The sequence below is a fragment of the Dorea ammoniilytica genome, from assembly GCF_025567415.1.
Taxonomy (GTDB): Bacteria; Bacillota; Clostridia; order Lachnospirales; family Lachnospiraceae; genus Claveliimonas; species Claveliimonas ammoniilytica.
In genome coordinates this window covers 1-24,720 of the sequence record NZ_JAOQJV010000017.1, presented here as the reverse complement: position 1 = coordinate 24,720, position 24,720 = coordinate 1, and the positions used below count along the sequence as shown (strand labels likewise).

General features: G+C 44.3%; 21 protein-coding genes and 1 tRNA gene. 18 read left to right on the top strand and 4 right to left on the bottom strand.

Going from position 1 to position 24,720, the window contains the following annotated elements:
• The first annotated feature begins 74 nt into the window (after positions 1 to 74).
• From dnaX to OCV65_RS10990, 6 genes are all read left to right on the top strand, one after another.
• Positions 75 to 1,637, top strand: a complete 1,563-nt coding sequence (dnaX, locus tag OCV65_RS11015) for a DNA polymerase III subunit gamma/tau (RefSeq protein ID WP_262582106.1) — start codon at positions 75 to 77, stop codon at positions 1,635 to 1,637.
• A gap of 25 nt (positions 1,638 to 1,662) precedes the next feature.
• The gene (locus OCV65_RS11010) at positions 1,663 to 2,010 is read left to right on the top strand and encodes a YbaB/EbfC family nucleoid-associated protein (protein ID WP_118383099.1); all 348 of its coding nucleotides are present in this window, start codon (positions 1,663 to 1,665) and stop codon (positions 2,008 to 2,010) included.
• A 2-nt stretch (positions 2,011 to 2,012) separates the two neighbouring features.
• Positions 2,013 to 2,609 (top strand): recombination mediator RecR, encoded by a 597-nt coding sequence (gene recR, locus OCV65_RS11005; protein WP_262582105.1) that lies wholly within the window; start codon positions 2,013 to 2,015, stop codon positions 2,607 to 2,609.
• Between the two features lie 144 nt (positions 2,610 to 2,753).
• On the top strand, positions 2,754 to 3,590 hold the full coding sequence (locus OCV65_RS11000) for a transketolase (RefSeq protein ID WP_262582103.1): 837 nt from the start codon (positions 2,754 to 2,756) through the stop codon (positions 3,588 to 3,590).
• On the top strand, positions 3,578 to 4,516 hold the full coding sequence (locus OCV65_RS10995; protein WP_118452455.1) for a transketolase family protein: 939 nt from the start codon (positions 3,578 to 3,580) through the stop codon (positions 4,514 to 4,516). Before OCV65_RS11000 ends, OCV65_RS10995 begins: the two co-directional genes overlap by 13 nt.
• 243 nt (positions 4,517 to 4,759) lie before the next feature.
• Positions 4,760 to 6,625 (top strand): ATP-binding protein, encoded by a 1,866-nt coding sequence (locus OCV65_RS10990; protein WP_262582102.1) that lies wholly within the window; start codon positions 4,760 to 4,762, stop codon positions 6,623 to 6,625.
• Positions 6,626 to 6,680: 55 nt separating this feature from the next.
• On the opposite strand, the gene hcp is transcribed toward OCV65_RS10990, so the two are convergent.
• Positions 6,681 to 8,318 carry a hydroxylamine reductase gene (hcp, locus tag OCV65_RS10985; RefSeq protein WP_262582101.1) on the bottom strand — a complete coding sequence of 546 codons (1,638 nt, stop codon included), beginning with the start codon at positions 8,316 to 8,318 and terminating at the stop codon, positions 6,681 to 6,683.
• A 219-nt stretch (positions 8,319 to 8,537) separates the two neighbouring features.
• Here hcp and OCV65_RS10980 point away from each other — a divergent pair, with 219 nt between their 5' ends.
• The 11 genes from OCV65_RS10980 (at position 8,538) to OCV65_RS10930 (ending at position 21,176) form a co-directional block, all read left to right on the top strand.
• Complete coding sequence (locus OCV65_RS10980; RefSeq protein WP_262582100.1) at positions 8,538 to 10,268, top strand: ABC transporter ATP-binding protein; 1,731 nt, start codon at positions 8,538 to 8,540, stop codon at positions 10,266 to 10,268.
• A complete protein-coding gene (locus OCV65_RS10975) occupies positions 10,265 to 12,004 on the top strand; it encodes an ABC transporter ATP-binding protein (RefSeq protein ID WP_262582099.1) in 1,740 nt (579 codons plus the stop codon). Before OCV65_RS10980 ends, OCV65_RS10975 begins: the two co-directional genes overlap by 4 nt.
• Before the next feature lie 225 nt (positions 12,005 to 12,229).
• Positions 12,230 to 13,345 carry a LysM peptidoglycan-binding domain-containing protein gene (locus tag OCV65_RS10970; RefSeq protein ID WP_262582098.1) on the top strand — a complete coding sequence of 372 codons (1,116 nt, stop codon included), beginning with the start codon at positions 12,230 to 12,232 and terminating at the stop codon, positions 13,343 to 13,345.
• A gap of 84 nt (positions 13,346 to 13,429) precedes the next feature.
• A complete protein-coding gene (locus tag OCV65_RS10965) occupies positions 13,430 to 14,686 on the top strand; it encodes a DUF5711 family protein (protein WP_262582097.1) in 1,257 nt (418 codons plus the stop codon).
• Positions 14,687 to 14,696: 10 nt separating this feature from the next.
• Positions 14,697 to 15,614, top strand: coding sequence for a CvpA family protein (locus OCV65_RS10960; RefSeq protein WP_262582096.1), 918 nt, complete (start codon positions 14,697 to 14,699; stop codon positions 15,612 to 15,614).
• Between the two features lie 34 nt (positions 15,615 to 15,648).
• The gene (locus OCV65_RS10955; protein ID WP_262582095.1) at positions 15,649 to 16,689 is read left to right on the top strand and encodes an XdhC family protein; all 1,041 of its coding nucleotides are present in this window, start codon (positions 15,649 to 15,651) and stop codon (positions 16,687 to 16,689) included.
• 242 nt (positions 16,690 to 16,931) lie between these two features.
• A complete protein-coding gene (pdxS, locus tag OCV65_RS10950; protein ID WP_262582094.1) occupies positions 16,932 to 17,807 on the top strand; it encodes a pyridoxal 5'-phosphate synthase lyase subunit PdxS in 876 nt (291 codons plus the stop codon).
• 1 nt (position 17,808) lies between these two features.
• Complete coding sequence (gene pdxT / locus OCV65_RS10945) at positions 17,809 to 18,405, top strand: pyridoxal 5'-phosphate synthase glutaminase subunit PdxT (RefSeq protein WP_262582093.1); 597 nt, start codon at positions 17,809 to 17,811, stop codon at positions 18,403 to 18,405.
• A gap of 72 nt (positions 18,406 to 18,477) precedes the next feature.
• A tRNA-Asn gene (locus OCV65_RS10940) sits at positions 18,478 to 18,549 on the top strand.
• A 383-nt stretch (positions 18,550 to 18,932) separates the two neighbouring features.
• The gene (locus OCV65_RS10935; protein WP_262582092.1) at positions 18,933 to 19,415 is read left to right on the top strand and encodes an AlbA family DNA-binding domain-containing protein; all 483 of its coding nucleotides are present in this window, start codon (positions 18,933 to 18,935) and stop codon (positions 19,413 to 19,415) included.
• Positions 19,416 to 19,901: 486 nt separating this feature from the next.
• Complete coding sequence (locus tag OCV65_RS10930; protein WP_262582124.1) at positions 19,902 to 21,176, top strand: ISL3 family transposase; 1,275 nt, start codon at positions 19,902 to 19,904, stop codon at positions 21,174 to 21,176.
• A 170-nt stretch (positions 21,177 to 21,346) separates the two neighbouring features.
• Here the strand turns inward: OCV65_RS10930 and OCV65_RS10925 are convergent, their stop codons facing one another.
• The 3 genes from OCV65_RS10925 to OCV65_RS10915 form a co-directional block, all read right to left on the bottom strand.
• Positions 21,347 to 21,871, bottom strand: a complete 525-nt coding sequence (locus tag OCV65_RS10925; RefSeq protein ID WP_262582091.1) for an adenine phosphoribosyltransferase — start codon at positions 21,869 to 21,871, stop codon at positions 21,347 to 21,349.
• Between the two features lie 108 nt (positions 21,872 to 21,979).
• Positions 21,980 to 23,344 carry an NAD(P)/FAD-dependent oxidoreductase gene (locus tag OCV65_RS10920; RefSeq protein ID WP_118453122.1) on the bottom strand — a complete coding sequence of 455 codons (1,365 nt, stop codon included), beginning with the start codon at positions 23,342 to 23,344 and terminating at the stop codon, positions 21,980 to 21,982.
• A gap of 3 nt (positions 23,345 to 23,347) precedes the next feature.
• Positions 23,348 to 24,208, bottom strand: coding sequence for a class I SAM-dependent methyltransferase (locus OCV65_RS10915; RefSeq protein ID WP_262582090.1), 861 nt, complete (start codon positions 24,206 to 24,208; stop codon positions 23,348 to 23,350).
• A gap of 107 nt (positions 24,209 to 24,315) precedes the next feature.
• Between OCV65_RS10915 and OCV65_RS10910 the strand changes: the two genes are divergently transcribed.
• Positions 24,316 to 24,699, top strand: a complete 384-nt coding sequence (locus OCV65_RS10910; RefSeq protein ID WP_262582089.1) for an NUDIX domain-containing protein — start codon at positions 24,316 to 24,318, stop codon at positions 24,697 to 24,699.
• The last annotated feature ends 21 nt before the right edge of the window (positions 24,700 to 24,720 follow it).

The window sequence follows — 24,720 nt, the reverse complement described above, 5'->3', positions numbered from 1 at the left end:
GAGAAAGCACGAAATTGTGCGGTTTTGCGAATGTGTGCAGGGGAGCAGAACGGTTACAACAGGGAGTTAGATACATGGGTTATACAGCATTATACCGCAAGTTCCGACCGACTGAATTCGAGGATGTGAAGGGACAGGATGCGGTTGTTAAGACATTAAAGAATCAGATCAGGACAGGCAGGATCAGCCATGCATATCTGTTCTGTGGAACAAGAGGTACCGGCAAGACGACGGTTGCCAAGATATTTGCCAAAGCGGTGAACTGTGAACATCCGGTGGACGGAAGTCCGTGCGGAGAATGCGAGATGTGTAAGGCAATCGCAGCAGGCACATCGATGAATGTGATCGAGATCGATGCGGCGTCTAATAACGGCGTGGATAATATCCGAGAGATCCGTGAAGAGGTAGCATATCGTCCGACGGAAGGCCGATATAAGGTCTATATTATCGATGAGGTGCATATGCTGTCGGCGGGAGCGTTCAATGCGTTGCTGAAGACACTGGAAGAACCGCCGGAGTATGTTATTTTTATACTTGCGACTACAGAGGCACATAAGATTCCGGTTACAATTCTGAGCCGGTGTCAGCGATATGATTTTAAGAGAATTTCGATTGAAACTATCTGTGACAGATTGAACGAACTGATTGAGAAGGAAGACTTGGATGTAGAAGACAAAGCAGTCCGCTACATTGCCAGAATGGCAGACGGAGGCATGCGTGATGCACTGAGTCTGCTGGATCAGTGTGTGGCGTTTTATATCGGAGAGCGTCTGACCTATGACCGGGTACTGGAAGTGCTTGGCGCGGTAGATGTGGATGTGTTCAGCCGCATTTTTAAAGAGCTTGTGGCGAGAGATGTAAAAGGCGTGATTGAGACACTGGATGAGCTGATCATGCAGGGACGGGAGCTGTCGCAGCTTGCGGCTGATTTTACCTGGTATCTGCGTAATCTTCTGCTGTTGAAGAGTTCGGAGAATATGGAAGATGTGCTGGATGTTTCGACAGAGAATCTGGTAAGGATGAAGGAAGAGGCGGAATTAATCGAGATGGATGAATTGATCCGCTATATCCGCATTTTCTCAGATCTGACGAATCAGTTGAAGTTTTCATCGCAAAAGAGAGTGCTGTTGGAAGTAACATTTATCAAGCTGTGCAGACCGCAGATGGAGAGTGGACCAGATGCATTATTATCCAGAATAAGGGCATTGGAAGCAGAAGTGGAAAAAGGACTTTCTGCGCCGCAGACAGAGCGGGTTGTGTACCGGGAAGCGATGGAAGAGAAGCCGGCCGGACCGAAGCCGGAGCTTCCGAAGGCATTATCCGAAGATATCCGGAATGTGGCAAAGAACTTCCGCAGTATCGCAGATAATGCGTCGATGATGCTGAAGCAGTATCTGAAACAGGCAAGACTCAGCGCAGGTGAGAATGACAGGCTGCTGATCGTGTTGCCGGATGAAGTAAGTGCCGGATTCGTGGCGAAGCCGGAGCACAAGGAAGAGATCATACATCTCATTGAAGAAAAAATCGGCAAGACTATGGAGATAGATGTCCGCCACGTGGAAGAAGGCAGACATTTTGAAGATAGTTTTGTGGATATACAAAAAATGGTTCACATGGATATTACCATTGAAGACTAACAGAGATTAAAGGAGGATACAGACCATGGCAAAACGTGGTGGATTCCCAGGCGGAGCAATGCCTGGAAATATGGCAAATCTTATGAAACAGGCGCAGAAGATGCAGCGCCAGATGGAAGAACAGGCAAAAGAAATGGAAGCGAAAGAGTACACGGCTACAGCCGGAGGCGGTGCAGTAGAGGTGAAGGTATCTGGCAAAAAGCAGCTTCTTTCTGTAAAGCTTGACGAAGAAGTAGTAGATCCGGATGATGTTGAGATGTTAGAAGATTTGATCGTAGCTGCTGTCAATGAAGCGTTGACACAGGTAGATCAGGCTGCAGCAGGAAGTATGTCTAAGCTGACAGGCGGCATGAATATGCCGGGAATGTTTTAATTATGGATTATTATAGTAGTCAGATTTCGAAACTGATCGAAGAACTGTCCAGACTTCCGGGCATTGGTCCGAAGTCTGCGCAGCGTCTGGCATTTCATCTGATCCATATGCCTAAAGAGCAGGTGAAAGAGCTTGCAGATTCTATGGTTGACGCCAGAGAGAATGTAAGATATTGCAGCTGCTGTTACACACTTACGGATCAGGAACTCTGCCCGATCTGTCGCAACAGCAAGCGTGATCATAAGACCATTATGGTAGTAGAGACGACCAGAGATCTGGCGGCTTATGAAAAGACGGGCAAATACGAAGGAGTCTATCATGTGCTTCACGGAGCTATCTCGCCGATGCTTGGTATCGGTCCCGGAGATATTAAGTTGAAGGAATTGATGCAGCGTCTGCAGGAAGATGTGAACGAAGTGATCATTGCGACTAATTCCAGCCTGGAAGGCGAGACAACAGCGATGTATATCAGTAAGCTGATTAAGCCGACCGGGATCAAGGTCAGCAGGATCGCGAGTGGGGTGCCGGTCGGAGGCGATCTGGAGTATATCGATGAAGTGACATTGCTTCGCGCGCTGGAAGGCAGAACAGAACTCTAAGTGAAATAAAACACAGATGTGTTCTGAACATTTGTATAAAATGTGGTGATTTTGGAACATCTATTGACCGATATTATTTTTGTGGATATAATAAAAATACTTGGGTTACTAAGAAGGAAGCAAACATAATAGGAGGCAATTTTCATGAACAAAGTTGAATTGATGAAGACTGCTAATGAAGTACGCAAAGGCATCATTGAGGCCGTACATAGCGCAAAATCCGGACATCCGGGTGGTTCATTATCAGCAGCAGATATTTACACATATCTGTATTTTGAAGAAATGAATGTAGATCCAAAAGATCCTAACAAAGCAGACAGAGACCGTTTTGTATTGTCCAAAGGACACACAACTCCAGGTTACTATTCTGTACTGGCACAGAGAGGATATTTTCCGGTAGAAGATCTTAAGACATTCCGTCATGTAGGATCTTATCTGCAGGGACATCCATGTATGCAGCACACTCCAGGTGTAGATATGTCTTCAGGCTCTCTGGGACAGGGAATCTCAGTTGCAGTCGGCATGGCTCTTTCAGCTAAGCTGTCTGGAGAGGACTATCGTGTATACACACTCCTTGGAGATGGAGAGATTCAGGAAGGACAGGTATGGGAGGCATCTATGCTTGCAGCTCATAAGAAACTGGACAACCTGGTAGTGATCGTTGATAATAATAACCTGCAGATCGATGGAGAGATCACAAAGGTTAATTCTCCATACCCGATCGATAAGAAGTTTGAGGCATTCAATTTCCATGTGATTAATGTAGACGGACATGACTTTGATCAGCTTGCTGCTGCATTTAAGGAAGCAAGAGAGACAAAAGGACAGCCGACAGCAATTATCGCCAAGACTGTAAAAGGTAAGGGCGTATCCTTTATGGAGAATCAGGCTAAATGGCATGGTTCAGCTCCGAACGATGAGCAGTATGCTATCGCTATGGAAGATTTGAAGAAAGTAGGTGAAGCGATATGTCAGAAGTAAAGAAGATTGCAACAAGAGAAAGTTACGGTAATGCATTAGCAGAACTTGGTAAAGAGCATGCAGACGTCGTAGTGCTGGATGCTGACCTTGCCGGCGCTACTAAGACAGCTGTATTTATGAAAGCTTTCCCAGAGCGTCATATCGACTGTGGTATCGCAGAGGCTAATATGATGGGTGTGGCAGCAGGACTTGCTACTACAGGTAAAGTACCATTTGCAAGTACATTTGCAATGTTCGCAGCAGGACGTGCATTTGAGCAGGTACGTAACTCCATCGGATATCCACACCTGAATGTTAAGATCGGTGCTACACATGCTGGTATTACAGTAGGTGAAGACGGTGCTACACATCAGTGCAATGAGGATATTGCTCTTATGAGAACAATTCCGGGAATGACAGTTATCTGCCCATCAGATGATGTTGAGGCAAGAGCAGCTGTATTCGCAGCATATGAATATGAGGGACCTGTTTACATGAGATTTGGTCGTGCAGCAGTTCCGGTAATCAATGACAAGCCGGATTACAAGTTCGAGATTGGTAAAGGAGTTACCCTCAGAGAAGGTAAAGACGTTACAATTATCGCAACAGGTATCCTGGTAGCTAACTGTCTGGAAGCAGCTGAGAAGCTTGCGGCAGATGGAATTGATGCAGAAGTAATCAACATCCACACAATCAAACCTATCGATGCTGATCTGATCGTTGCATCAGCTCAGAAGACCGGTAAGGTTGTTACAGCAGAAGAGCACTCTGTAATCGGTGGACTTGGCGGAGCAGTAGCAGAAGTTCTTACTGAGAAAGCGCCTACAAAGCAGCTTAGAATCGGAATCAACGATGTATTCGGCGAGTCTGGTCCGGCAGCGGAACTGGTTAAGAAATATGGCTTAGATGCAGACAGCATTTATGAGAAAGTAAAAGCATTCGTATAAGAGATATATGATATGTAGGACAGGCGTCCCGGCAATAGCCGGGGCGTTTTTGCTTTACAGGAAATTGCTTTCCTGTAAAGTAAAAACCGCTCCGCGAGAATGTGCCAAGGCACATTCTTTGTTCTGCAAAAAGCATATTGTATTCGCAAAATATCAAAACAAATTGATATTTTGCGGATTACGGAGTATAATATTCGAAGAAAGTAATATACTTATCGATATAAGCGTGGGGAGGTGCCCGACATGAAAACCTGTAAAGAGAAAGCATTAGAATGGGGGATTTCTGACCGTTCCGTGAATAACATGTGCAAGACTGGGAAGATACCAGGTGTGATGAAGGAAAAAGGTGTCTGGAAGATACCGGACGATGCAAGCAGACCTGTAGATAAAAGAGTCACTTCAGGAAAGTATATAAAAAGAGAATTGCAGGAAGAGATAAAGCCGCTTCCTATCGGTATCTCGGATTATGTGCGTGCGCAATCAGAATATTACTATGTTGATAAGACATTGCTGATTAAGGAATTCCTGGATCAGAAGCCGTTAGTGTCATTGTTCACACGACCAAGGAGATTTGGCAAGACTCTGAATATGGATATGCTCCGAGTATTTTTTGAGATCTCAGAGGAGAATACAGCGAAATATTTCGTGGATAAAAAGATATGGAGATGTGGTGCGGAATATCGCGCGCATCAGGGGAAGTATCCGGTTATATTTCTTACATTTAAGGATGTGAAGTTCGACACATGGGAAGCAACGCTTGATAAGATCCGCGGTCTCTTGCAGGAAGAATATGGAAGACATCGGGAACTGCTTACCAGTGACAGACTGGTGGAATATGAAAAGGAATATTTTTTGAAGATTCTTAATGGTAATGCGGGGGAAGTAGAACTGACAGCATCTCTTGAAAGACTGTCCAAGATGCTTTGTACTTATTATAACAGAGCACCGATCATTATTATCGATGAGTATGACACACCGATTCAGGAGGGATATTCAAAGGACTTCTATGAAGAGATTATAGGATTTATGCGCAATTTCTTCTCGGGAGCGTTTAAGGATAATAAGAATCTTTCGTATGGCTTTCTGACTGGCATCCTTCGGATAGCACAGGAAAGTATTTTCAGCGGTCTTAATAATTTGACGGTTAATTCTGTGATGGACGAGGAATATGATAATTATTTTGGCTTTACTGAAACGGAAGTACAGGCGCTGCTGGAATATTATAAAGTGTCTGAGAAGAAAAAGGAGCTTCGGGAATGGTATGATGGATATTTATTTGGTAACGAAGATATTTATAATCCATGGTCGGTAATTAATTATATTTCCAGAGGATGTATTCCACAGGCATATTGGGTGAACACCGGGAAGAATGAGATTCTGGAAGACGTATTAAAGATTGCCACAGACGATATAACCGAGAAGTTATATTCGCTCCTGCAAGGCGAAAAAGTAGTTGCGAGGATTGATCAGAATGTAGTCTACAGATCGATCGCAGAAGATCCGGCTAATATTTACAGTCTGCTGTTAGTAGCTGGATACTTGAAGACACCAAAAAAGGAACTGCAGATGGACGGTTCGTATCTGTGTGAGGTATCGATTCCTAACAGAGAGATTGCAGCAGTCTATAAGACGGAGATTCTGTCACACTTGCTGCAGATCGGAGCTATTACAAGAACCACAGCCAATAAGATCGCGGAAAGTCTTTTTGCAAATGATCACAGTAAGCTTCAAAAGGCAATTGGTGAGTACATGGATAAATCCATCAGTTTTTATGATGCCGGGGCAGAAGGATTCTATCACGGTCTGGTATTGGGACTGATCGCATTGATGGATAATCAGTATAAGATAACATCAAACCGGGAATCCGGAGATGGAAGATATGATATCAGTATGTTTCCGAGAGAAGCGAGATATCCGGGAATTATCATGGAACTTAAATGGCAGAAAGACATGGATATAGAATCTTTAGATGTGCTTGCGGATGAAGCATTGGATCAGATTGATGATAGAAGATATGATGCTGATATGAAGAACGATGGAATGAAAGATATATTGAAGTTTGGAATTGCATTTTCCGGGAAAAGGGTGAGTGTAAAGACGAACAGATAAATAAAACGGATGTGTAAAATCAAAGTAGATTTTTGCACATCCGTTTTTTGCATGGTTAATTACCGAAAAACAGATTCATATCTTCTTCTACGGTAGTAATTCCTGCGATTCCAAAGTTCTCAACCAGCACTTTGGTAACATTTAGGCTTAAGAATGCTGGCAGTGTCGGACCGAGATGGATATTCTTGATTCCGAGAGACAACAGCGCCAGCAGCACCAATACAGCTTTCTGTTCATACCAGGCAATATTGTAAATGACCGGAAGCTCGTTGATGTCATCCAGCCCGAATATTTCCTGCAATTTCAGCGCGATGACGGCAATGGAATAAGAGTCGTTACACTGTCCGGCATCCAGTACACGTGGGATACCGTTAATATCGCCGAGATCTAATTTGTTGTAGCGGTATTTGGCGCAGCCGGCGGTCAGGATGACAGTATCGTCCGGGAGTGCTTTGGCAAATTCCGTATAATATTCGCGACTGTTAAAACGTCCGTCGCATCCTGCCATGACGACGAATTTGCGTATGGCACCGGAACGGACGGCGTCTACGATCTGGTCGGCGAGTGCGAAGACCTGTGCATGGGCGAAACCGCCGATAATCGTGCCGCTTTCCAGTTGCTCCGGAGGTGGGCATTTTTTTGCGTGCTCGATGATCTCCGAGAAATCTTTCTCTTCTCCGATTCCGCCCGGAATGTAATGGCAGCCAGGATAGCCCACAGGACCAGTGTTGTAGATGCGATCCTGATAACTGGAATTTGGTGGTACGAGGCAGTTGGTGGTCATGAGGATGGGACCGTGAAATGCTTCAAATTCTTCTTTTTGTTTCCACCAGGATCCACCGTAGTTGCCATAGAAATGATGGTATTTCTTGAATGCAGGATAAGAGTTGGCAGGAAGCATTTCGGAGTGGGTATAAATGTCGATGCCACTGTCTTTTGATTGCTCTAAGAGCATTTCCAGATCCCGCAGGTCGTGACCAGATACCAGAATGCCCGGGCGTGTTCCAACATCAATCCGGATGTTGGTAATTTCAGGATTCCCGTAAGCGTCGGTGTTAGCTTTGTCCAGGAGTGCCATTCCCTCGACACCGCGTCTGCCGACTTCCAGAGTCAGATCTACAAGCTCAGGAACAGTCAGTTCATCATCTAAGGTATCGGCTAATGCCCGTTGGATAAATGCATCCAGTTTTTCACTGTCCTGAAGCAGGGCGTTGGCGTGCTTTGTGTAAGCGGATAATCCTTTGAGTCCGTACGTAATCAGAGCCCGAAGCGAGTTGATATCGTCATCATCGCTGGATAAGATGCCAGATTCTGCAGCTTTTTCGGTAAAGGTATCGACAGCCCCATACCAGGTCGAAGCGTCCGGAAGATCAGAAGTATCCTTTAACTGACGTAGAAGAAGCTGCGTCTGTTCGAGAGTTTTAATGATGCGATCAGTAATGAAGTCTTCGTCGAAATTGGCATTGGTGATTGTCACAAACAGATTGAATGTAACAAGATGGTTGACATTACCGGAGACTGGCATTCCTTCTTTACGGAGACGGGTGGTGACAGCGGAAAGTCCCTTTGTAACATACACTAAGAGATCCTGCAGATTCGATACGGAAGGTCGTTTGCCGCAGACACCGACACGGGTACAGCCGGAATTACCGGCAGTTTCCTGACATTGATAACAGAACATGTTGTAATCCATAGATAGTTCCTCCTTGAATTAGGTTAATCATATCATAGGTAGTTTCTCCCATTTTCCACTTGTTAAACGTGGTTTGGAATACAATTTTCAGGGTAATATAAGGTAGTAATATTTGAAGTTCAGAGCTATCTGTAATATACTAAAAATGTTATGCTATTATAGCATGACAAATGGAAGTAACTGTGTGGAGCGGTTACAGGATGACAGGAGAATAAGAACGTGAAATATCTGATACCGTATTTGAAGAAATACAAAAAAGAAAGAATACTTGCACCGCTGTTTAAGATGCTGGAAGCATGCTTTGACCTGATCGTGCCACTGATCGTGGCAGATCTGATCGATGTGGGAATTGCGGGCAGGGATACACATTATATACTGACACATTTCGGATTACTGCTTATGATGGCACTGCTTGGACTTACCTGCAGTTTTACCGCACAGTATTTTGCAGCAAGAGCAGCAACGGGAACATCCGCAGGACTTCGGCATGAACTGCTGGACAAGATCCAGAGTCTCAGCCTCACGGAATTTGATCAGACAGGAGCGGCAACGCTGATCACACGTATGACCAGCGATGTGAATCAGGTGCAGAATGGACTGAATATGACATTGCGTCTTTTCATGAGAAGTCCGTTCATTGTATTTGGCGCGATGATCATGGCATTTACGATCAATGCGAAAATAGCATTGCTGTTTGTTGCGGCAATTATCGTATTATTCATCATCGTGTTTGGTGTGATGAAGCTGACGGCTCCGTTATATAGACATACACAGCAGAAGCTGGATAAGATCACCGAGGCGACACGGGAAGATCTGACAGGTGTACGTGTGATTCGTGCATTTGGAAGAGAAGAGACACAGATTAAGAACTTTGCAGAACGCAACAGTAAGCTGCTGCACGCACAGATTTATGTGGGAGATATGTCGGCGATCATGAATCCACTAACTTATGTGACGATCAATGCAGTTATCATTGCAGTTCTATGGTTTGGTTCCGGTATGGTAGAGAGTGGTGTGCTCTTTTCCGGAGACATCATTGCGCTGATCAATTATATTAATCAGATTCTGGTGGAACTTGTGAAGCTTGCTAATCTGATCGTTATCATCAGCAAGTCGCTTGCAAGTATGGGACGTGTCGGTCAGGTACTGGATATGGAAAGTTCAATGACCTTTGAGGGAAATGCAAAAGGAACTGAGACAACAGAGGCAGTTCGGTTTGAACATGTAGATATGCGCTATGCAGGCGCGGGAGCCGATTCCCTGACGGATATTACATTTACGGCAAAGAAAGGACAGACCATCGGCATTATTGGAGGTACGGGAAGTGGTAAGTCCTCGCTGGTACAATTGATTCTGCGATTTTATGATGCGGCGAAGGGGACTGTCTATTTGAATGGTGAGCCGATCCAGAATTGGAGTCAGGAGGCTCTGCGGGAGAAGATTGCAATCGTGCCACAGAAGGCACAGCTGTTTACCGGAACAATCCGCAGTAATCTGCTAATGGGAAAAGCGGATGCTACAGAGGATGAGATGTGGAGAGCGTTGGAGATTGCCCAGGCGGCTGAAGTAGTCCGCGGAAAGGCTGGCGGACTGGATGAGCCGGTAGAACAGGGCGGTGCTAATTTCTCCGGCGGACAGAAACAGCGTCTTACTATTGCAAGAGCGTTGGTTGCCCAGGCAGATATCCTGATATTAGATGACAGCTCATCGGCACTGGATTATGCGACCGAGGCGGCACTTCGGAAAGCATTAAAAACATTGCCGGAAGAAACAACCGTGTTTATCGTCAGTCAGCGCGCAGGAACGATCGCTCATGCAGATCAGATTCTGGTACTGGATGACGGACAGATGGCAGGCATCGGTACCCACGAGGAACTGCTTGCATCCTGTCAGGTATACCGGGAAATTTATGAAAGTCAGTTTGAAAAGAAAACGGAGGCGAGATCATGAAAGAAAAACGTACATGGGAAAAGATATTATTTCTGATCCGACCTTATAAGTTATATGTGCTGTGCAGCCTGCTGTGTGCACTGCTCAGCGTAACGGCGAGTCTGCTGATCCCGGTGTTTACGGGAAATGTGATCGATACCTTTGCAGAAGGAGCAGCGGCGCATGGCGACCGCGATCATTATCTGCTCATCCTTGGAGTGGTAGCTGTGATCGCAGCAGCAGCGCAGTATATTATGGCGGCATTTAATAACCGGGTTACGTACCGGGTGTGCAGAGATATGCGTGATAAGGTCAGCAGGAAAATGCACCGTCTGCCACTTGCTTTTCTGGATAATCATCCGACCGGAGATCTGGTCAGCCGTATGGTAGCGGATGTGGATACCTTTGCGGACGGTCTGCTGATGGGATTTACCCAGTTGTTTTCCGGTGTGATCACGATTGTAGCGATTCTTGGAATTATGCTGTATCTGAATACACTGATCGCACTGACGGTGCTGATATTGACGCCGCTGTCTATCCTGGTTGCAAGATTTATTGCTTCCGCAACTCATAAGTTTTTTGAGGCACAGGCGGCAATCCGTGGTGAGCAGACTGCTATGATCAATGAACTGGTAGAAGGACAGCGCGTAGTCAAAGCATTTGGTCTGGAAGAGGAGAAACTTGCAGAATTCGATGAGGTAAATGATAAATTACAGCAGGTGGCGATGAAGGCAACATTCTTCTCCAGTCTGACCAATCCCAGTACCCGTCTGGTGAATAATATCGTGTATGCGGTGATTACATTGATCGGAGCATTTTTTACAGTATCCGGCGGTATTACCATCGGGCAGTTGAGCGTGTTCCTGAATTATGCCAGTCAGTATGCGAAGCCATTTAATGAGATCAGCAGTGTGGTAACAGAATTGCAGAATGCGATTTCCTGTGCGGAACGTATTTTTGATATCCTGGAAGAGACAGATCAGGTGCCGGAAAAAGATCCGGCGATCAGTCCGGAGTGTAAAGGTGAGGTGGAACTTGACCACGTAGCATTCCGGTATGTGCCGGACAGACCACTGATCAGAGAGCTGAATCTGAAGGTAAAGCCTGGTGAGCGTGTGGCGATTGTCGGACCGACCGGGTGTGGTAAGACAACGATCATTAATCTGCTGATGAGATTCTATGATGTGGATTCCGGTGAGATCCGTGTAGATGGCGCGGATATCCGGGATATGACGAGACCTGATCTGAGAGGGAGATATGGGATGGTGCTTCAGGACACCTGGCTCTGCACTGGGACAGTTCGGGAAAATATCGCCTATGGCAAGCCAGATGCCACAGAGGAAGAGATTATAGAGGCAGCAAAGGCAGCTCATGCAGATTCCTTTATCCGCAGACTTCCGAAGGGATATGACACCATGATCACAGGTGGCGGCGGTAATCTGTCAGCTGGACAGAGACAGTTGCTGTGTATTGCGAGAGCCATGCTGTGTCTGCCGATGATGCTGATTCTGGATGAAGCAACATCTTCCATTGATACACGTACGGAAATGAAGATCCAGTCCGCTTTTGCAAAAATGATGAAGGGACGTACCAGCTTTATCGTAGCACACAGACTCTCAACGATCCGTGAGGCAGATGTAATCCTGGTTATGAAAGACGGAAGTATTATCGAGCAGGGGAATCACGAAGAGCTGCTGGCAGCAGGCGGTTTCTATGCGAATCTGTATAACAGTCAGTTTGTAACTGTTCAGAGCTGAGCAGATTTTCAGGTGCTCTGAACAGTTATAGAGATATAAGAAGTATTTCGACATCATCAATAGAATAACGACAGAAGAGAAGCGCCTGCGGCAATTGCCGGGGCGCTTTTTCGTGTACCGCAGGAGAAAAAGAAGAAACTTTGTGAAGACAGATCTCACCGATTGCTAAAATACGCGCAGATCACGTGCTATGATAGGCGCAAATATTGGGTGAGGTGAGTATAAATGGAGAGACAATTTCCAAAAAATGTAAAACAGATCGGAAATGTCAGTGACAGTCCGCGCATTTACGTGGAAGATTATGTGGAGACATTTCTGAATCAATTGGAAGAACAGGGAAGAGAAGTGACGATAACGGCATTTTTGCTGGGAGAAAAGGTACAGATTGAGGGAGAAGAATGTATCTTTGTGACCGGTGCCTTGCAGGTGAAGGATAGTATTTCGGAGGAAATAAATCCGGTGATCACGAAAGAAGAACTGGAAACGGCAAAGGTGGAGAGCCGGGAATATTTCCATGAAATGGACATTATAGGATGGTTTCAGACTGTACCGGACAGACCGCTTGCGTTAAGCCGGGAAATGGCGAAAGCGCACGAAAAATTATTGCCGGAAAAGAATAGTTTATTGATCTTGAAAGGACAGGAAGAAGAATTATATTTTGCCTATAAATTCAAAGAGCTGATGGAGATTGGCGGGCATTATATATTTTATGAAAAGAATCCGGACATGCAGAGTTACATGATCCGTGAACGCAGGCAGATTGGCGTGACACCCAGCGAAGTGGTTGAGGATCGAGCTGCAAAGGATTTTCGCAGCACCATAAAAGGGCGGATGGAAGTCAGAGAGCAGAGACGGGAATCCAGATACGTATATCTGACAAGTGTCCTGTTAGTTGTAATAGTGCTTGCAATCGGTATCTCAACCATGAATAATTATGATAAAATGAATTCTGTACAGAATTCGATCGAAACGTTGTCTTCGAATATGGGAGCAAACGGATCATCCGGAAACAATGCGCAGCAAGATGCGCAGAATTCAGATGAGCAGAGTGATCAGCAGATCGCAGAACAGACCGGGCAGGGTGACCAGGGAGAGAGTGTGGGCGGAACTGATGAAGCATCGCAGGAGACGAATGGAGGAACTACACCGGATCCGTCTACGATTCAGGAGGAGCTGCAGGGTGCATCTGAGGAGTATTATGTGGTACAGAAGGGAGATACCCTGGATCTGATCAGCAAAAAGCTCTATGGGACAACTTCAGAAACGGATGCAATCTGCAGGATGAATGGATTAAAAGATGGCAATCTGATATTCATCGGACAGAAATTGTTATTGCCATAAAAGTGTGGTATGATAAGGAAGTCCAAGTAGGCGGTAAACGGAATGTTGAATAAAACCGTTACTGTAGAGTAAAAGGGGATAATAATGAGACGAAAGAAGAAACCAGATATACATATAGTAGAGAGTCATGAGGATGAGACCGACGCACTGATTGATGAGGTGCTGAAGGAGCTCCGGGAAGAAGATGGCGTGCAGGAGGAGATTGACGAACAGGTGCGTAAGCATAGGAAGAGTCAGAAGACAAAGAGGATTATCGCAGCAGTTCTGATCATCGTCGTAGTTGTAGCAATGGCACTGGTGATCAATCTGAGAACCTATACGACATCCAGAGTCAGTACGACTTATGAGATCAATGCAGAAGGGAATGTAAGCTATCTGGAATTTGGCAATGGAGTGTTGAAATATAGTAAGGATGGTATCGCGCTGGTGAACCGCAAGGGCGATGAAGAGTGGAATCAACCTTATCAGATCAAGAATCCCATTGTAAATACATGGCAAGATGAAGCAGTGGTTGTAGCCGACAAAGGTGGCAATACGATCATGGTTATGGATAAAAAAGGTCTGAAAGGAGAGATGCAGACGGCACTTCCGGTAGAACGGGTATCCGTGTCTTCGCAGGGGATTGTCTGTGCAGTACTTACGACCAATGCCTCACCGAAGCTGGTCTGCTATGATGCGGAAGGTAATGTGCTTGTAGAGCTTACCACCTCTCTCGCTGGTACGGGATATCCAATGGATATCAGTCTGTCGGAGGACGGCAAGATGCTTCTGGTATCCTATCTCAGTGTGCAGAAAGGTCAGATTCTGACCAAAGTAGTATATTATAGCTTTGATGGAACCAAGGAAAAGAGTCAGGATTATGAAGTGACATCAGACGAGTATCCTGGAGTTGTGGCTGCATCAGCAGATTATATGGATGCGGATACATCAGCAGTAGTGACAGATAACAGTCTGCTCATTTACAAGGGTGCAGAGAAGCCGAAGCTTTCCAAGAATATTACAATAAATAAAAAGATCAAGAGTGCATTTCACAGTGACAAATATATCGGTCTGGTTTTAAAAAATGAAGGAAAAGGCGGATACGAACTGTGCCTGTATAATAAGTCGGGCAAGAAGATCCTGTCGGAAGACTTTACCGGTGATTATGCCAATGTGAAGATCAGTGGCAGTCAGGTATTGATGTACGATGGTAAAAAATGTAGTGTTTATACCCGTAACGGCATTCATAAATATCAGGGTGAAGTGGATGATGTTATTCTGGAGATATTCCCTACATTCGGAGTGAACAAATATATAGTGATGAGTGCAAATGGGATGGAAGTTGTCCGGTTTGTAAAGTAAGGAGAAATATATGGATAACTGGTTAGTGGCCGTTGTGGCAGGAGCTTTTTTGCTCGGTCTGATCATAGGTATTGCAAGAGGGGCGATTAAAATCACAGTATCACTTCTGGCAACAATCGTGACATTTGTGCTAGTCTTCTTTTTGACACCGTATGTGAGTAAAGGAATTACAAAGATGACACCTGTACAGGATGTTCTGGAGACGAAGATAGAGTCTACAATTGCCGGGATGGTCATGGGAGACAGCGAAGAAGACGGAACGAACAAAGAAGACCAGATTCGGAATGCGCTGAAAGCAGCGGGCGTGGACGAAGACAGACTAAATGAACTTGGTATTACCGTAGAAGATATTGCGAACGGTAGTATCAGCAAGAATGATCTGGCAGAAATGGGAATTTCGCGGAATATCCTGGATGGCATTAATCAACAGAGTGCAGATAATGGGACTGAGTCACCGGAAAACATCGAAATTCCACGAGATATGCAGATCTCGGCAATCGAGAATGCTGACATACCATCGGTATTTAAGAATCTGCTTCTGACGAACAACAACAGTGAGATCTACGATAAGCTTGGTGTGACCGAATTTGTGAGTTATGTGTCTGCTTATATGGCAAAACTGATTATTAATGTAGCGGCATTTTTGCTGACATTTATAGTTGTTTCGATCATACTTCGGGCGATTATTTTCTCGCTGAATGTGGTGTCGGAGCTTCCGGTAGTTGGTCTGGTGAATCGCCTGGCAGGAGGTGTGCTTGGTATGCTGATGGTACTGATAATCGTGTGGCTGGTATTTCTTGTGATCACAATGTTGTGCACAACCGGAATCGGACAAAGCATGATTGCTATGATTCAGGAAAATGAATTTCTCAAAACGATTTATGAGTATAATCCGGTGTTGAAACTGGCGACATCCATGAAGTTGTAAAATATGTTATGGAATATGATGGGGACAAAAACCAATGATAGAATTATTTGAGGCTGTGGAACGTTGCGAACTGGGCAGCGTGAATATAGCAGTGACAGCACTGGAACCAGAATATCTGGGGGAGAAAGCACTGATCTCTAATGGTCAGATAGTCTGGAAAAGTAGTGCGAAAAGTTTCTTTGACGGACGAGAAGAGGCTGTCAGTCAGTTGCAAGAAAGCGGAATCGAGACAGTTGATGGATGTAAGGTGTTTTGTGATACCTTAGGTCAGGAAAAGCATCTGGTAGTCTGCGGCGGCGGACATGTGTCGATACCTGTGATCAAGATCGGGATCATGATGGGAATGAAAGTAACTGTGTTGGAAGACCGACCGAAATTCGCAGATAATGCCAGAAGGGCAGGTGCCGATCAGGTAATCTGTGAACCATTTGCAGAAGCACTCGATCAGATTTTGGGAAGTTCAGATACGTATTTTGTCATTGTGACCAGGGGACATCGATATGATCAGGTGTGTCTGGAAAAGATTACGCAGAAAGAACATGCGTATATCGGTATGATCGGAAGCCGCAGAAGAGTGGCATTGGTTAAGAGATTGTTAGTGGAAAATGGATGTGATCAGGAAGTGCTGGATGAAGTGTATACGCCGATCGGACTGGATATTGGCGCAGAGACACCGGTAGAGATTGGTGTGGCGATCATGGCTGAGATCATCGAAGTGAAGAATAAAAAGAAGCGTACATTCGGATATTCTAAAGATATGATCCGCGTCATTTGTGATGAGGAAAAGTATCCGGATGCGAAAGTAATGGCAACGATTATTACCAGAAAAGGATCAGCTCCGCAGGGAATTGGCGTGAAGATGCTGGTACTTGCAGATGGCACCTGTATTGGAACGATCGGAGGCGGTTGCATGGAGTCGAATATACTACAGAAAGCATTGCAGATGATCCGGAACGGAGAGAGCGGAGCCAGGATTTGTCATGTAGATTTGACGGGAGCAGATGCGGAAGATGAAGGTATGGTATGCGGTGGTATTGCGGATGTACTGATGGAAATGATTTCTGGAAAAGTATAAGGAATAGATGAAAATGTGAAAGGAATGCTTTGAATTTTCGAAGCATTCTTTTTTTGTATCGCGACGAGTCAAAGTCTGAGCTTGCTCAAGACGCTAGGCGAGATGACATTGTAACAACAAAGTGGTCTGGTTAAAAATATAAAAACTGGATATTTTAAACAGTCCATACATGGAGTAACATTCATACTAATCCTATAGGTAAATAACGATAATAAATGATAAAAAGCAGGAGGGATCTGAAAATGAGTACAGAAAGATATGAATTAAATAAACAGCTGGCACAGATGTTGAAGGGTGGCGTCATCATGGATGTTACGACACCGGAGCAGGCAAAGATCGCAGAAGAAGCAGGTGCATGTGCAGTCATGGCGCTGGAGAGGATTCCGGCAGATATCCGTGCTGCAGGCGGTGTATCGCGTATGAGTGATCCGAAAATGATCAAAGGTATCCAGGAAGCTGTTTCCATCCCGGTTATGGCGAAATGCAGAATCGGACATTTCGTAGAAGCGCAGATTTTAGAGGCCATCGAGATTGACTACATAGACGAAAGTGAAGTATTATCACCGGCGGATAATGTATACCATATTGACAAGCGTCAGTTCAAAGTGCCGTTTGTATGTGGAGCAAAGGATCTTGGAGAAGCACTGAGAAGAATCAATGAAGGTGCATCGATGATCCGTACGAAAGGAGAACCGGGAACCGGAGATGTGGTTCAGGCAGTGACACATATGCGAAAGATGAATCAGCAGATCGCGCAGCTTGTGTCAATGAGAGACGATGAACTGTTTGAGGCGGCTAAGACGCTTCAGGTGCCATATGAGTTGGTGGAATATGTACATAGTAATGGAAAACTTCCGGTTGTAAATTTTGCAGCAGGTGGTGTGGCAACTCCGGCTGATGCGGCACTTATGATGCAGCTTGGCGCAGAAGGTGTATTTGTAGGTTCTGGTATCTTTAAGTCCGGTGATCCGAAGAAACGTGCAGCAGCGATCGTAAAAGCCGTTACAAATTACAAAGATCAGAAGATGCTGGCAGAACTTTCAGAAGACCTTGGAGAAGCAATGGTCGGAATCAACGAACAGGAGATTAAACTTCTGATGGCAGAGAGGGGCAAATAAAGTGAGAGTAGCGATACTTGCAGTACAGGGCGCGTTCATCGAACATCGGAAAAAGCTGGAATCACTTGGCGCAGAATGTATCGAGCTTCGGAAAAAAGAAGATCTGGAACAGCCATTTGACGGCCTGATACTTCCGGGAGGTGAGAGTACCGTACAGGGAAAACTTTTGCGAGAACTTGAGATGTACGATTCCTTGAAAGAAAAGATTGAAAGCGGGATGCCGGTTCTGGCAACCTGTGCCGGACTGATCCTTTTGGCAGAACATTTAAGCAATGACGAGCACGTGTACTTTGGTACACTGCCTGTCACTGTGCGGCGAAATGCTTATGGGAGACAGCTGGGAAGCTTTCATACAGATGCAGAAGTGAAAGGCATTGGAGAAGTGCCGATGACATTTATCAGAGCACCTTATATTGAGACAGCAGACGAGCAGGTTCAGGTGCTCGCCCATGTAGACGACAGAATTGTGGCAGTGCAGTACGGCGCGCAGATCGGCTTGTCATTTCACCCGGAACTGGATGCGGATAGCCGGATTCATGAAAAATTCCTGGGATTGATCGCTGACTGTATCAAAAACAACAATTGTAGAAAAAATTAAAAAAATTTGCAAAAACCCCTTGCATTTTTTCGCGCAAGGGGTTATATTAAACGAGTGATATGAATCACGTATTCCTCGATAGCTCAATGGTAGAGCACACGGCTGTTAACCGTGGGGTTGTTGGTTCGAGCCCAACTCGGGGAGTTTAAGACCTGTAAAGTATAACTTTACAGGTCTTTTTTCTATTGCGATGAGGGGAAGTTCGAGCTTACCCTGGATCTTAACGACCGCATACAATCTCAGAAGGTGCATTTTAGCACTTCTGATGATTGTGTTTCTAAATTATTTTCTTAGCAAAATCTCGAAATAAGTTGACGTATACAATCAAAGGTGTTAATATCATATGTAATCTATACAAGGGCTTGTAATAACTCATTCGAGTATATGATGATCAAAGATGTCTGACAGGGAGCTCCCAAATAATCAGGAAAAACAGGATAATAAAAATGTGGGTTTTTATGATGAAATATAACCTTTTAATGGTTAATTAAGTATCAAAAAAATGTCTAAATGTGTGGGCGGAATATATGAAAGAGAGTGATGATATGAATTTGGGAATCGAAACGGAGACTTTAGAATTTAAAAGATCAACAGGTGAATTAAAAGAAGCGGTACATTCTATTTGTGCGATATTGAATAAGCATCAATGCGGAGAACTTTACTTTGGTGTAAAAACAGATGGAACAGTAATTGGACAAGTTGTGACGGAAGAATCATTACGAGAAGTAAGTCAGAAGATTAAAAATTTTATTGAACCAAGAATTTATCCAGAAATAAGCAAAGTGGTATTAGGAGGAAGGGATTGTATTCATGTAAAGTTTTCGGGTAAACAGATACCTTATTTTGCATATAATGTGGCGAGAATCAGAGTTGCAGATGAAGATTTAGTTATGTCGAGAGAAGAAATAACCAGTTTTCTTTTGAAAACCGAAGACGATGGCAATCGATGGGAAAATTTAACATCAAATAAAACAATTGAAGACGTGGATGAAAAATTACTAAAAAAATAGGGTCAATCATTTTTTTCGTGGGATTGACGTTACCACGTTATAGGTTTTCTAAGCCGTCCGCCAGCCTTGACATGAACCTCAGGTAATGCGTAGGGTAATCACCCCGACGGCGAAGAACTCAAGAACAGTTGTGATTTGTGAGCCGTCGGGATCAGGCATTGTAGCATTGCCTGAGAACCATGTAAAGGCCAAGCCCTAAAGGGTGGCTAGGTTTTCCCCTCCGACTCAGGAGCCTTAGAACAGTTGTTGCTTTTGCTCCAGTATTAATTGAATAAAAAAGGATCTTCCGTTAAGATTGGAATAAACGTTTTGGCCGACGTATTTTACCCAATCGAAAGGAGATCCTCTGTCTTGGATTATATACGAAAAGAAGCGAATGGACAATTAGCATTTACTCAATCTACCGATTTTTTAAAGATTCCTTCCTGCCTTTACGGCTTTCATAATGAATCTACTTCTGTTAAGACCGCTAAATCAGGTCGGACAGTGTTTTGTTTCGAAGGATCTCTTGATGCATCAGAGGAAAATCTTCTTTGCTCCTGCGGATCTAAGATGCATGTAAATAATCATCCTTCTATAAATCTGAGACATCTTCCCTTTGGTGGCAGCCTTAGCTGCGTGACCTTTACACGCAACCAGTATGCCTGTCCAAAGTGTGGATCTACAAAGATGCAGTTTATCTCTTTTAAGGCTCCTGGTCATATGATCACAGAAGAACTGTATCAGTATACCCGGGATCTACTCGCTTCCGGTGTTTATACAAACAAGGAAGTGGCTGAACTTACCGGCCTTGGTAAGAATACCGTAAAGGATATCGATAAAGAGAGACTCCGGGAACTGTATACTACTAATGATGGAAAGCTGATCAAGCCGGAAAAACCCGCGAAATTTCTGGGTATTGATGAGTTCAAACTGCATAATGGTTACCGATATGCGACCCACATCATCGATATGGAAACCGGGCATATCCTTTGGATTGCCGGTGGTAAGAAAAAGCAGGTTGTATATGACTTTATCGAGCATGTCGGTCTGAAATGGATGGATCAGGTCGAGGCAGTTGCCTGTGACATGAACTCCGATTTTCAGGAAGCTTTCGAGGAGAAGTGTCCTCATATCCAGCCGGTATTCGATTACTTTCATATCGTAAAGAACTTTAACGACAAGGTTGTAAGCGAAGTCCGCAAAGACGAGCAGCGACGACTCTATGAAGAAGGTAATGTCGAAGCAGCCAGAGCATTAAAGAAGACTCGCTATATCCTGATGTCTTCCAGAAAAACGCTTCAATCCAAGGATGCCGATGCCAGAGAAGAACGTCAGATTCACAAAGGGAGCAGTCTGTTCAAAACTGACAGTATTGTCCGTAAGGAAGGATACGAGGAACGCTATGACGCACTGCTTCAGGAGAACCAGCTGCTATTTACTCTGGACCTGATCAAGGAAAAGCTTAACCTGGCTTATTCTCGGAAAGATGAGGCCATTATGGCAGAAGACATCATCAGTATTATGGATATGTGCAAGGCAACGGGCAATCCACACTTCCTGTGGTTTGAGCGTCTGCTTAGCAACCACTTTGAGGGCATTATCGCCCACGCAACTTATGATATCTCAGCTGCAAAGATTGAAGGTATCAACAACAAAATCAAGACTCTTCGCAGACAGGGATACGGATATCCTGATGACGAATATTTCTTTCTGAAGCTATTCGATATGAGCCGACAGAGCTACGAGAGGAATCGGAAATCCCACAAAATTTGTGATTGAGCCTATTTTTTTCAAAAAATATATAAAATATGCACGTCATACTCAATTCTGATTGGAATTCTATTTTCGATACCGGAAATATATAAAACCCGGAGTCAGCAATGATATCGGATATATATCCGCACCGCCGGCTCCGGGGATTCTGCATCACACAGCGCCAAAGAAATTCATTACTTTCCTTCGTAATGAATGACGCTCTCCACATCATAGCCTTTCAGCTTCTCTCTTCCTTTCAAGCCCTCTAATTCCATCAGGAAGATTATTTTCACTACTTCACCGCCAAGCTCTTCCACCAATCTGGCTGCCGCTTCAATCGTGCCACCTGTAGCAATCAGATCATCCACCAATACAACCTTCTGTCCCGGTTGAATAGCATCCTTATGCATCTCGATCTCTGCTTTGCCATATTCCAGTTCGTATTCAGCGGAAACAGTCTCTCTTGGAAGCTTACCTTTCTTTCTGACTGGCACAAATGCTTTATGAAGATTATATGCGATTGGTACACCAAAAATAAATCCTCTGGACTCTGTTCCGGCGATCACATCAAAATCTACACCTTCCAGGAACTTCTGCATCTCATCAATCGCAAGATGTAATCCATCTGCATCCTGCAACACACTTGTCACATCGCGAAAGATAATTCCTTTCTCCGGGAAATCCGGAATACTTTTTACATATTCTTCAATCTTTTTCATCAATATCGCTCCTTAGTGAAATAATGACTACTCGTCTAGTATACCATAGTCTGTTTCAAAATTCTACTGTTCCTGTTATGCATTCTCTGCTCTGTCTCTGATATTTTCTTATTCTGCAAGATATCTTGCCACACACACACCGCTTGCCGATGCATGAGACAGGGAATGTGTGACACCGCTGCAGTCACCGATAATAAACAATCCTTCATGTCTGGTTTGCAGGTGGTTGTCAATCTCTACTTCCATATTATAGAACTTCACTTCTACACCATACAGCAATGTATCATCATTAGCTGTACCAGGAGCAATCTTGTCCAGTGCATAGATCATCTCAATAATACCGTCCAGAATACGTTTTGGCATAACCAGACTCAGGTCACCCGGTGTTGCTGCAAGTGTTGGTGTCACATAGCTTTCAGCAATTCTTGATACCGTACTTCTACGTCCACGGATCAGATCCCCAAAACGCTGTACCATTACTCCTCCGCCCAGCATATTAGACAATCTTGCGATGCTTTCACCATATCCGTTGCTGTCCTTAAATGGTTCTGAAAAATGCTTGGATACTAACAATGCAAAATTCGTATTCTCTGTATGCAATGCTGGATCTTCATAGCTGTGACCATTTACCGTTACAATACCATTCGTGTTCTCATTTACAACCACTCCCCGCGGATTCATACAAAATGTTCTTACCAGATCTTCAAACTTCTGTGTACGATACACAATCTTGCTTTCATACAATTCATCTGTCAGGTGTGCAAATACTTCTGCCGGAAGTTCTACACGCACACCAATATCCACACGATTGGACTTGGTCGGGATCTCCAGATCCTTACATACACCTTCCATCCATTTACTTCCACTTCGTCCTGCAGAAATAATACATTTATCACATGTATATTCGGCATCTGCGGTCTTCACCACATAACCATCTCCACTCTTCGCCACTGTCTCTACCGGTGTCATGAAATGGAACTCAACCTTATCTTTTAATTCATTATAAAGGTTCTCAAGGACTACGTAATTAATGTCTGTTCCCAAGTGACGTACGGATGCATCCAGCAAATGCAGATCGTTCTGCAGACATGTCTTCTTAATCTCTGTATTAGCTGTAGAATAAAGCTTCGTACCCTCACCGCCGTGGCTCATATTAATATCATCCACATACTTCATCAGATCAATTGCTTCTCTCTTACCAATATATTCATGCAGAGTACCACCAAACTGATTCGTAATATTGTATTTTCCATCTGAAAATGCACCTGCGCCTCCGAATCCATTCATGATTCCGCAGCTCTTACAATGGATACAATTCTTGATCTTCTTACCATCAATCGGACATTTTCTCTTCTCCAGAGGCTGTCCTGCTTCCAATACAACAACCTTCAGTTCCGGCTTCAATTTCATCAATTCATATGCCGAAAAGATACCTCCCGGTCCTGCTCCGATTATCACTACATCATACTTCATCCTTTATTCCTCCCTTGACTTGCGCAAAATATCTACCGTATGTCCGGATGCTCCCATCAGATCCATCCGTTCACAAGTAGCCATGTGATATGTTATAAACTGTTCAAATTCATCTTCATCCAACGCATTCAGAAACGGACGCATATAATTCGCTGCTCCGTCTGCTGCAATGATCTGTATCCGTTCCATACCCGCCTGCCAGTTCAATTCTGCAATATCCTCCAACCGAACCATGCTATAGAGCTCATTTCCTTTCTCTGTACAGTGAAATGTTTCGTCCAACATTCCTTCCTGCACAGCTTCCCTGATATGGCGTTCCTTAAATGCATAAGTCAGCACGCTGAATTCATTCATAATATATGCCACTAGCAGTACGCCATCCGGTTTCAGTACACGCTTCGCTTCCAGCAACGCCTGAAGCTTCTCACCTTCACCTTTCAGATGATACATTGGTCCAAACAGTAATACAAGATCAAAACTCTCTGGTTCAAAGCGTTTTAACTTCAATGCATTTCCCTGGTATGCCTTCACCAGGCTGCATTTCTGCTTCAGACGTCCCAGATTATGCTTTACAAACTCTACCGCTGTCACATCATATCCTTCTTCAGCCAGTGCAATGCTGTACCTGCCTGTTCCTGCACCAATATCCAATATACGGATTTCTCGTCTGTTTTTGCCTGTCTCTTCCGCGATCTGATCCAGATATTTATGAATATAATGCATAGAGGTCTGAAACTCCACCCTGCCATGTCGGCTGTCCAGACGTTTGTCCTCATTAAATTTATTATAATATTCTTCCAAAGTCGTCATAAGCTTCTTTTTATCACTCCTCCGCTCTATTCCAACATACAGTATAGCAGTCATTCCTCCTGCCCGCAACGAAAATCCTTACCAAATAATCCAGGTCGTTGCGTGGAATCATATTTCGTGCTATAGTAACCCATAGAATTCATAATGCGGAGGAAATTTATATGTCATATTGTCCTGAATGCGGAACCCAATTAATCCGCAGACATCTGGAAAATGAAGGTGAGATACCTTACTGCGAGGCCTGTAAGGCCTTCCGCTTTCCAACCTTTAATACAGCGATCAGCACTATTGTATATGCACCAGGCGGCAAGAAATTACTGCTGATCAAGCAATACGGAAAAGATCGTAATATTCTGGTAGCCGGCTATGTCAACAAAGGGGAATTTGCAGAACATGCATTAAGACGTGAAGTCCGAGAAGAAATTGGACTGAATGTAGTAAGCTGTTGTTTCAACCACAGCGAATACTATGATATTGTCAATATTGGTTTACACTTTATTCTCAAGAATGTTCGACCTTATGCAGCCCCCTGCAGTGAAGCATAGTATTGCTGTCGTTTAACCATC

What these genes read in the sequence shown, in the direction of transcription:
- dnaX (WP_262582106.1), top strand. Translation starts at nt 75, where the DNA reads ATGGGTTATACAGCATTATACCGCAAGTTCCGACCGACTGAATTCGAG.
- OCV65_RS11010 (WP_118383099.1), top strand. Translation starts at nt 1,663, where the DNA reads ATGGCAAAACGTGGTGGATTCCCAGGCGGAGCAATGCCTGGAAATATG.
- recR (WP_262582105.1), top strand. Translation starts at nt 2,013, where the DNA reads ATGGATTATTATAGTAGTCAGATTTCGAAACTGATCGAAGAACTGTCC.
- OCV65_RS11000 (WP_262582103.1), top strand. Translation starts at nt 2,754, where the DNA reads ATGAACAAAGTTGAATTGATGAAGACTGCTAATGAAGTACGCAAAGGC.
- OCV65_RS10995 (WP_118452455.1), top strand. Translation starts at nt 3,578, where the DNA reads ATGTCAGAAGTAAAGAAGATTGCAACAAGAGAAAGTTACGGTAATGCA.
- OCV65_RS10990 (WP_262582102.1), top strand. Translation starts at nt 4,760, where the DNA reads ATGAAAACCTGTAAAGAGAAAGCATTAGAATGGGGGATTTCTGACCGT.
- hcp (WP_262582101.1), bottom strand. Translation starts at nt 8,318, where the DNA reads ATGGATTACAACATGTTCTGTTATCAATGTCAGGAAACTGCCGGTAAT.
- OCV65_RS10975 (WP_262582099.1), top strand. Translation starts at nt 10,265, where the DNA reads ATGAAAGAAAAACGTACATGGGAAAAGATATTATTTCTGATCCGACCT.
- OCV65_RS10970 (WP_262582098.1), top strand. Translation starts at nt 12,230, where the DNA reads ATGGAGAGACAATTTCCAAAAAATGTAAAACAGATCGGAAATGTCAGT.
- OCV65_RS10965 (WP_262582097.1), top strand. Translation starts at nt 13,430, where the DNA reads ATGAGACGAAAGAAGAAACCAGATATACATATAGTAGAGAGTCATGAG.
- OCV65_RS10960 (WP_262582096.1), top strand. Translation starts at nt 14,697, where the DNA reads ATGGATAACTGGTTAGTGGCCGTTGTGGCAGGAGCTTTTTTGCTCGGT.
- OCV65_RS10955 (WP_262582095.1), top strand. Translation starts at nt 15,649, where the DNA reads ATGATAGAATTATTTGAGGCTGTGGAACGTTGCGAACTGGGCAGCGTG.
- pdxS (WP_262582094.1), top strand. Translation starts at nt 16,932, where the DNA reads ATGAGTACAGAAAGATATGAATTAAATAAACAGCTGGCACAGATGTTG.
- OCV65_RS10935 (WP_262582092.1), top strand. Translation starts at nt 18,933, where the DNA reads ATGAAAGAGAGTGATGATATGAATTTGGGAATCGAAACGGAGACTTTA.
- OCV65_RS10925 (WP_262582091.1), bottom strand. Translation starts at nt 21,871, where the DNA reads ATGAAAAAGATTGAAGAATATGTAAAAAGTATTCCGGATTTCCCGGAG.
- OCV65_RS10920 (WP_118453122.1), bottom strand. Translation starts at nt 23,344, where the DNA reads ATGAAGTATGATGTAGTGATAATCGGAGCAGGACCGGGAGGTATCTTT.
- OCV65_RS10915 (WP_262582090.1), bottom strand. Translation starts at nt 24,208, where the DNA reads ATGACTGCTATACTGTATGTTGGAATAGAGCGGAGGAGTGATAAAAAG.
- OCV65_RS10910 (WP_262582089.1), top strand. Translation starts at nt 24,316, where the DNA reads ATGTCATATTGTCCTGAATGCGGAACCCAATTAATCCGCAGACATCTG.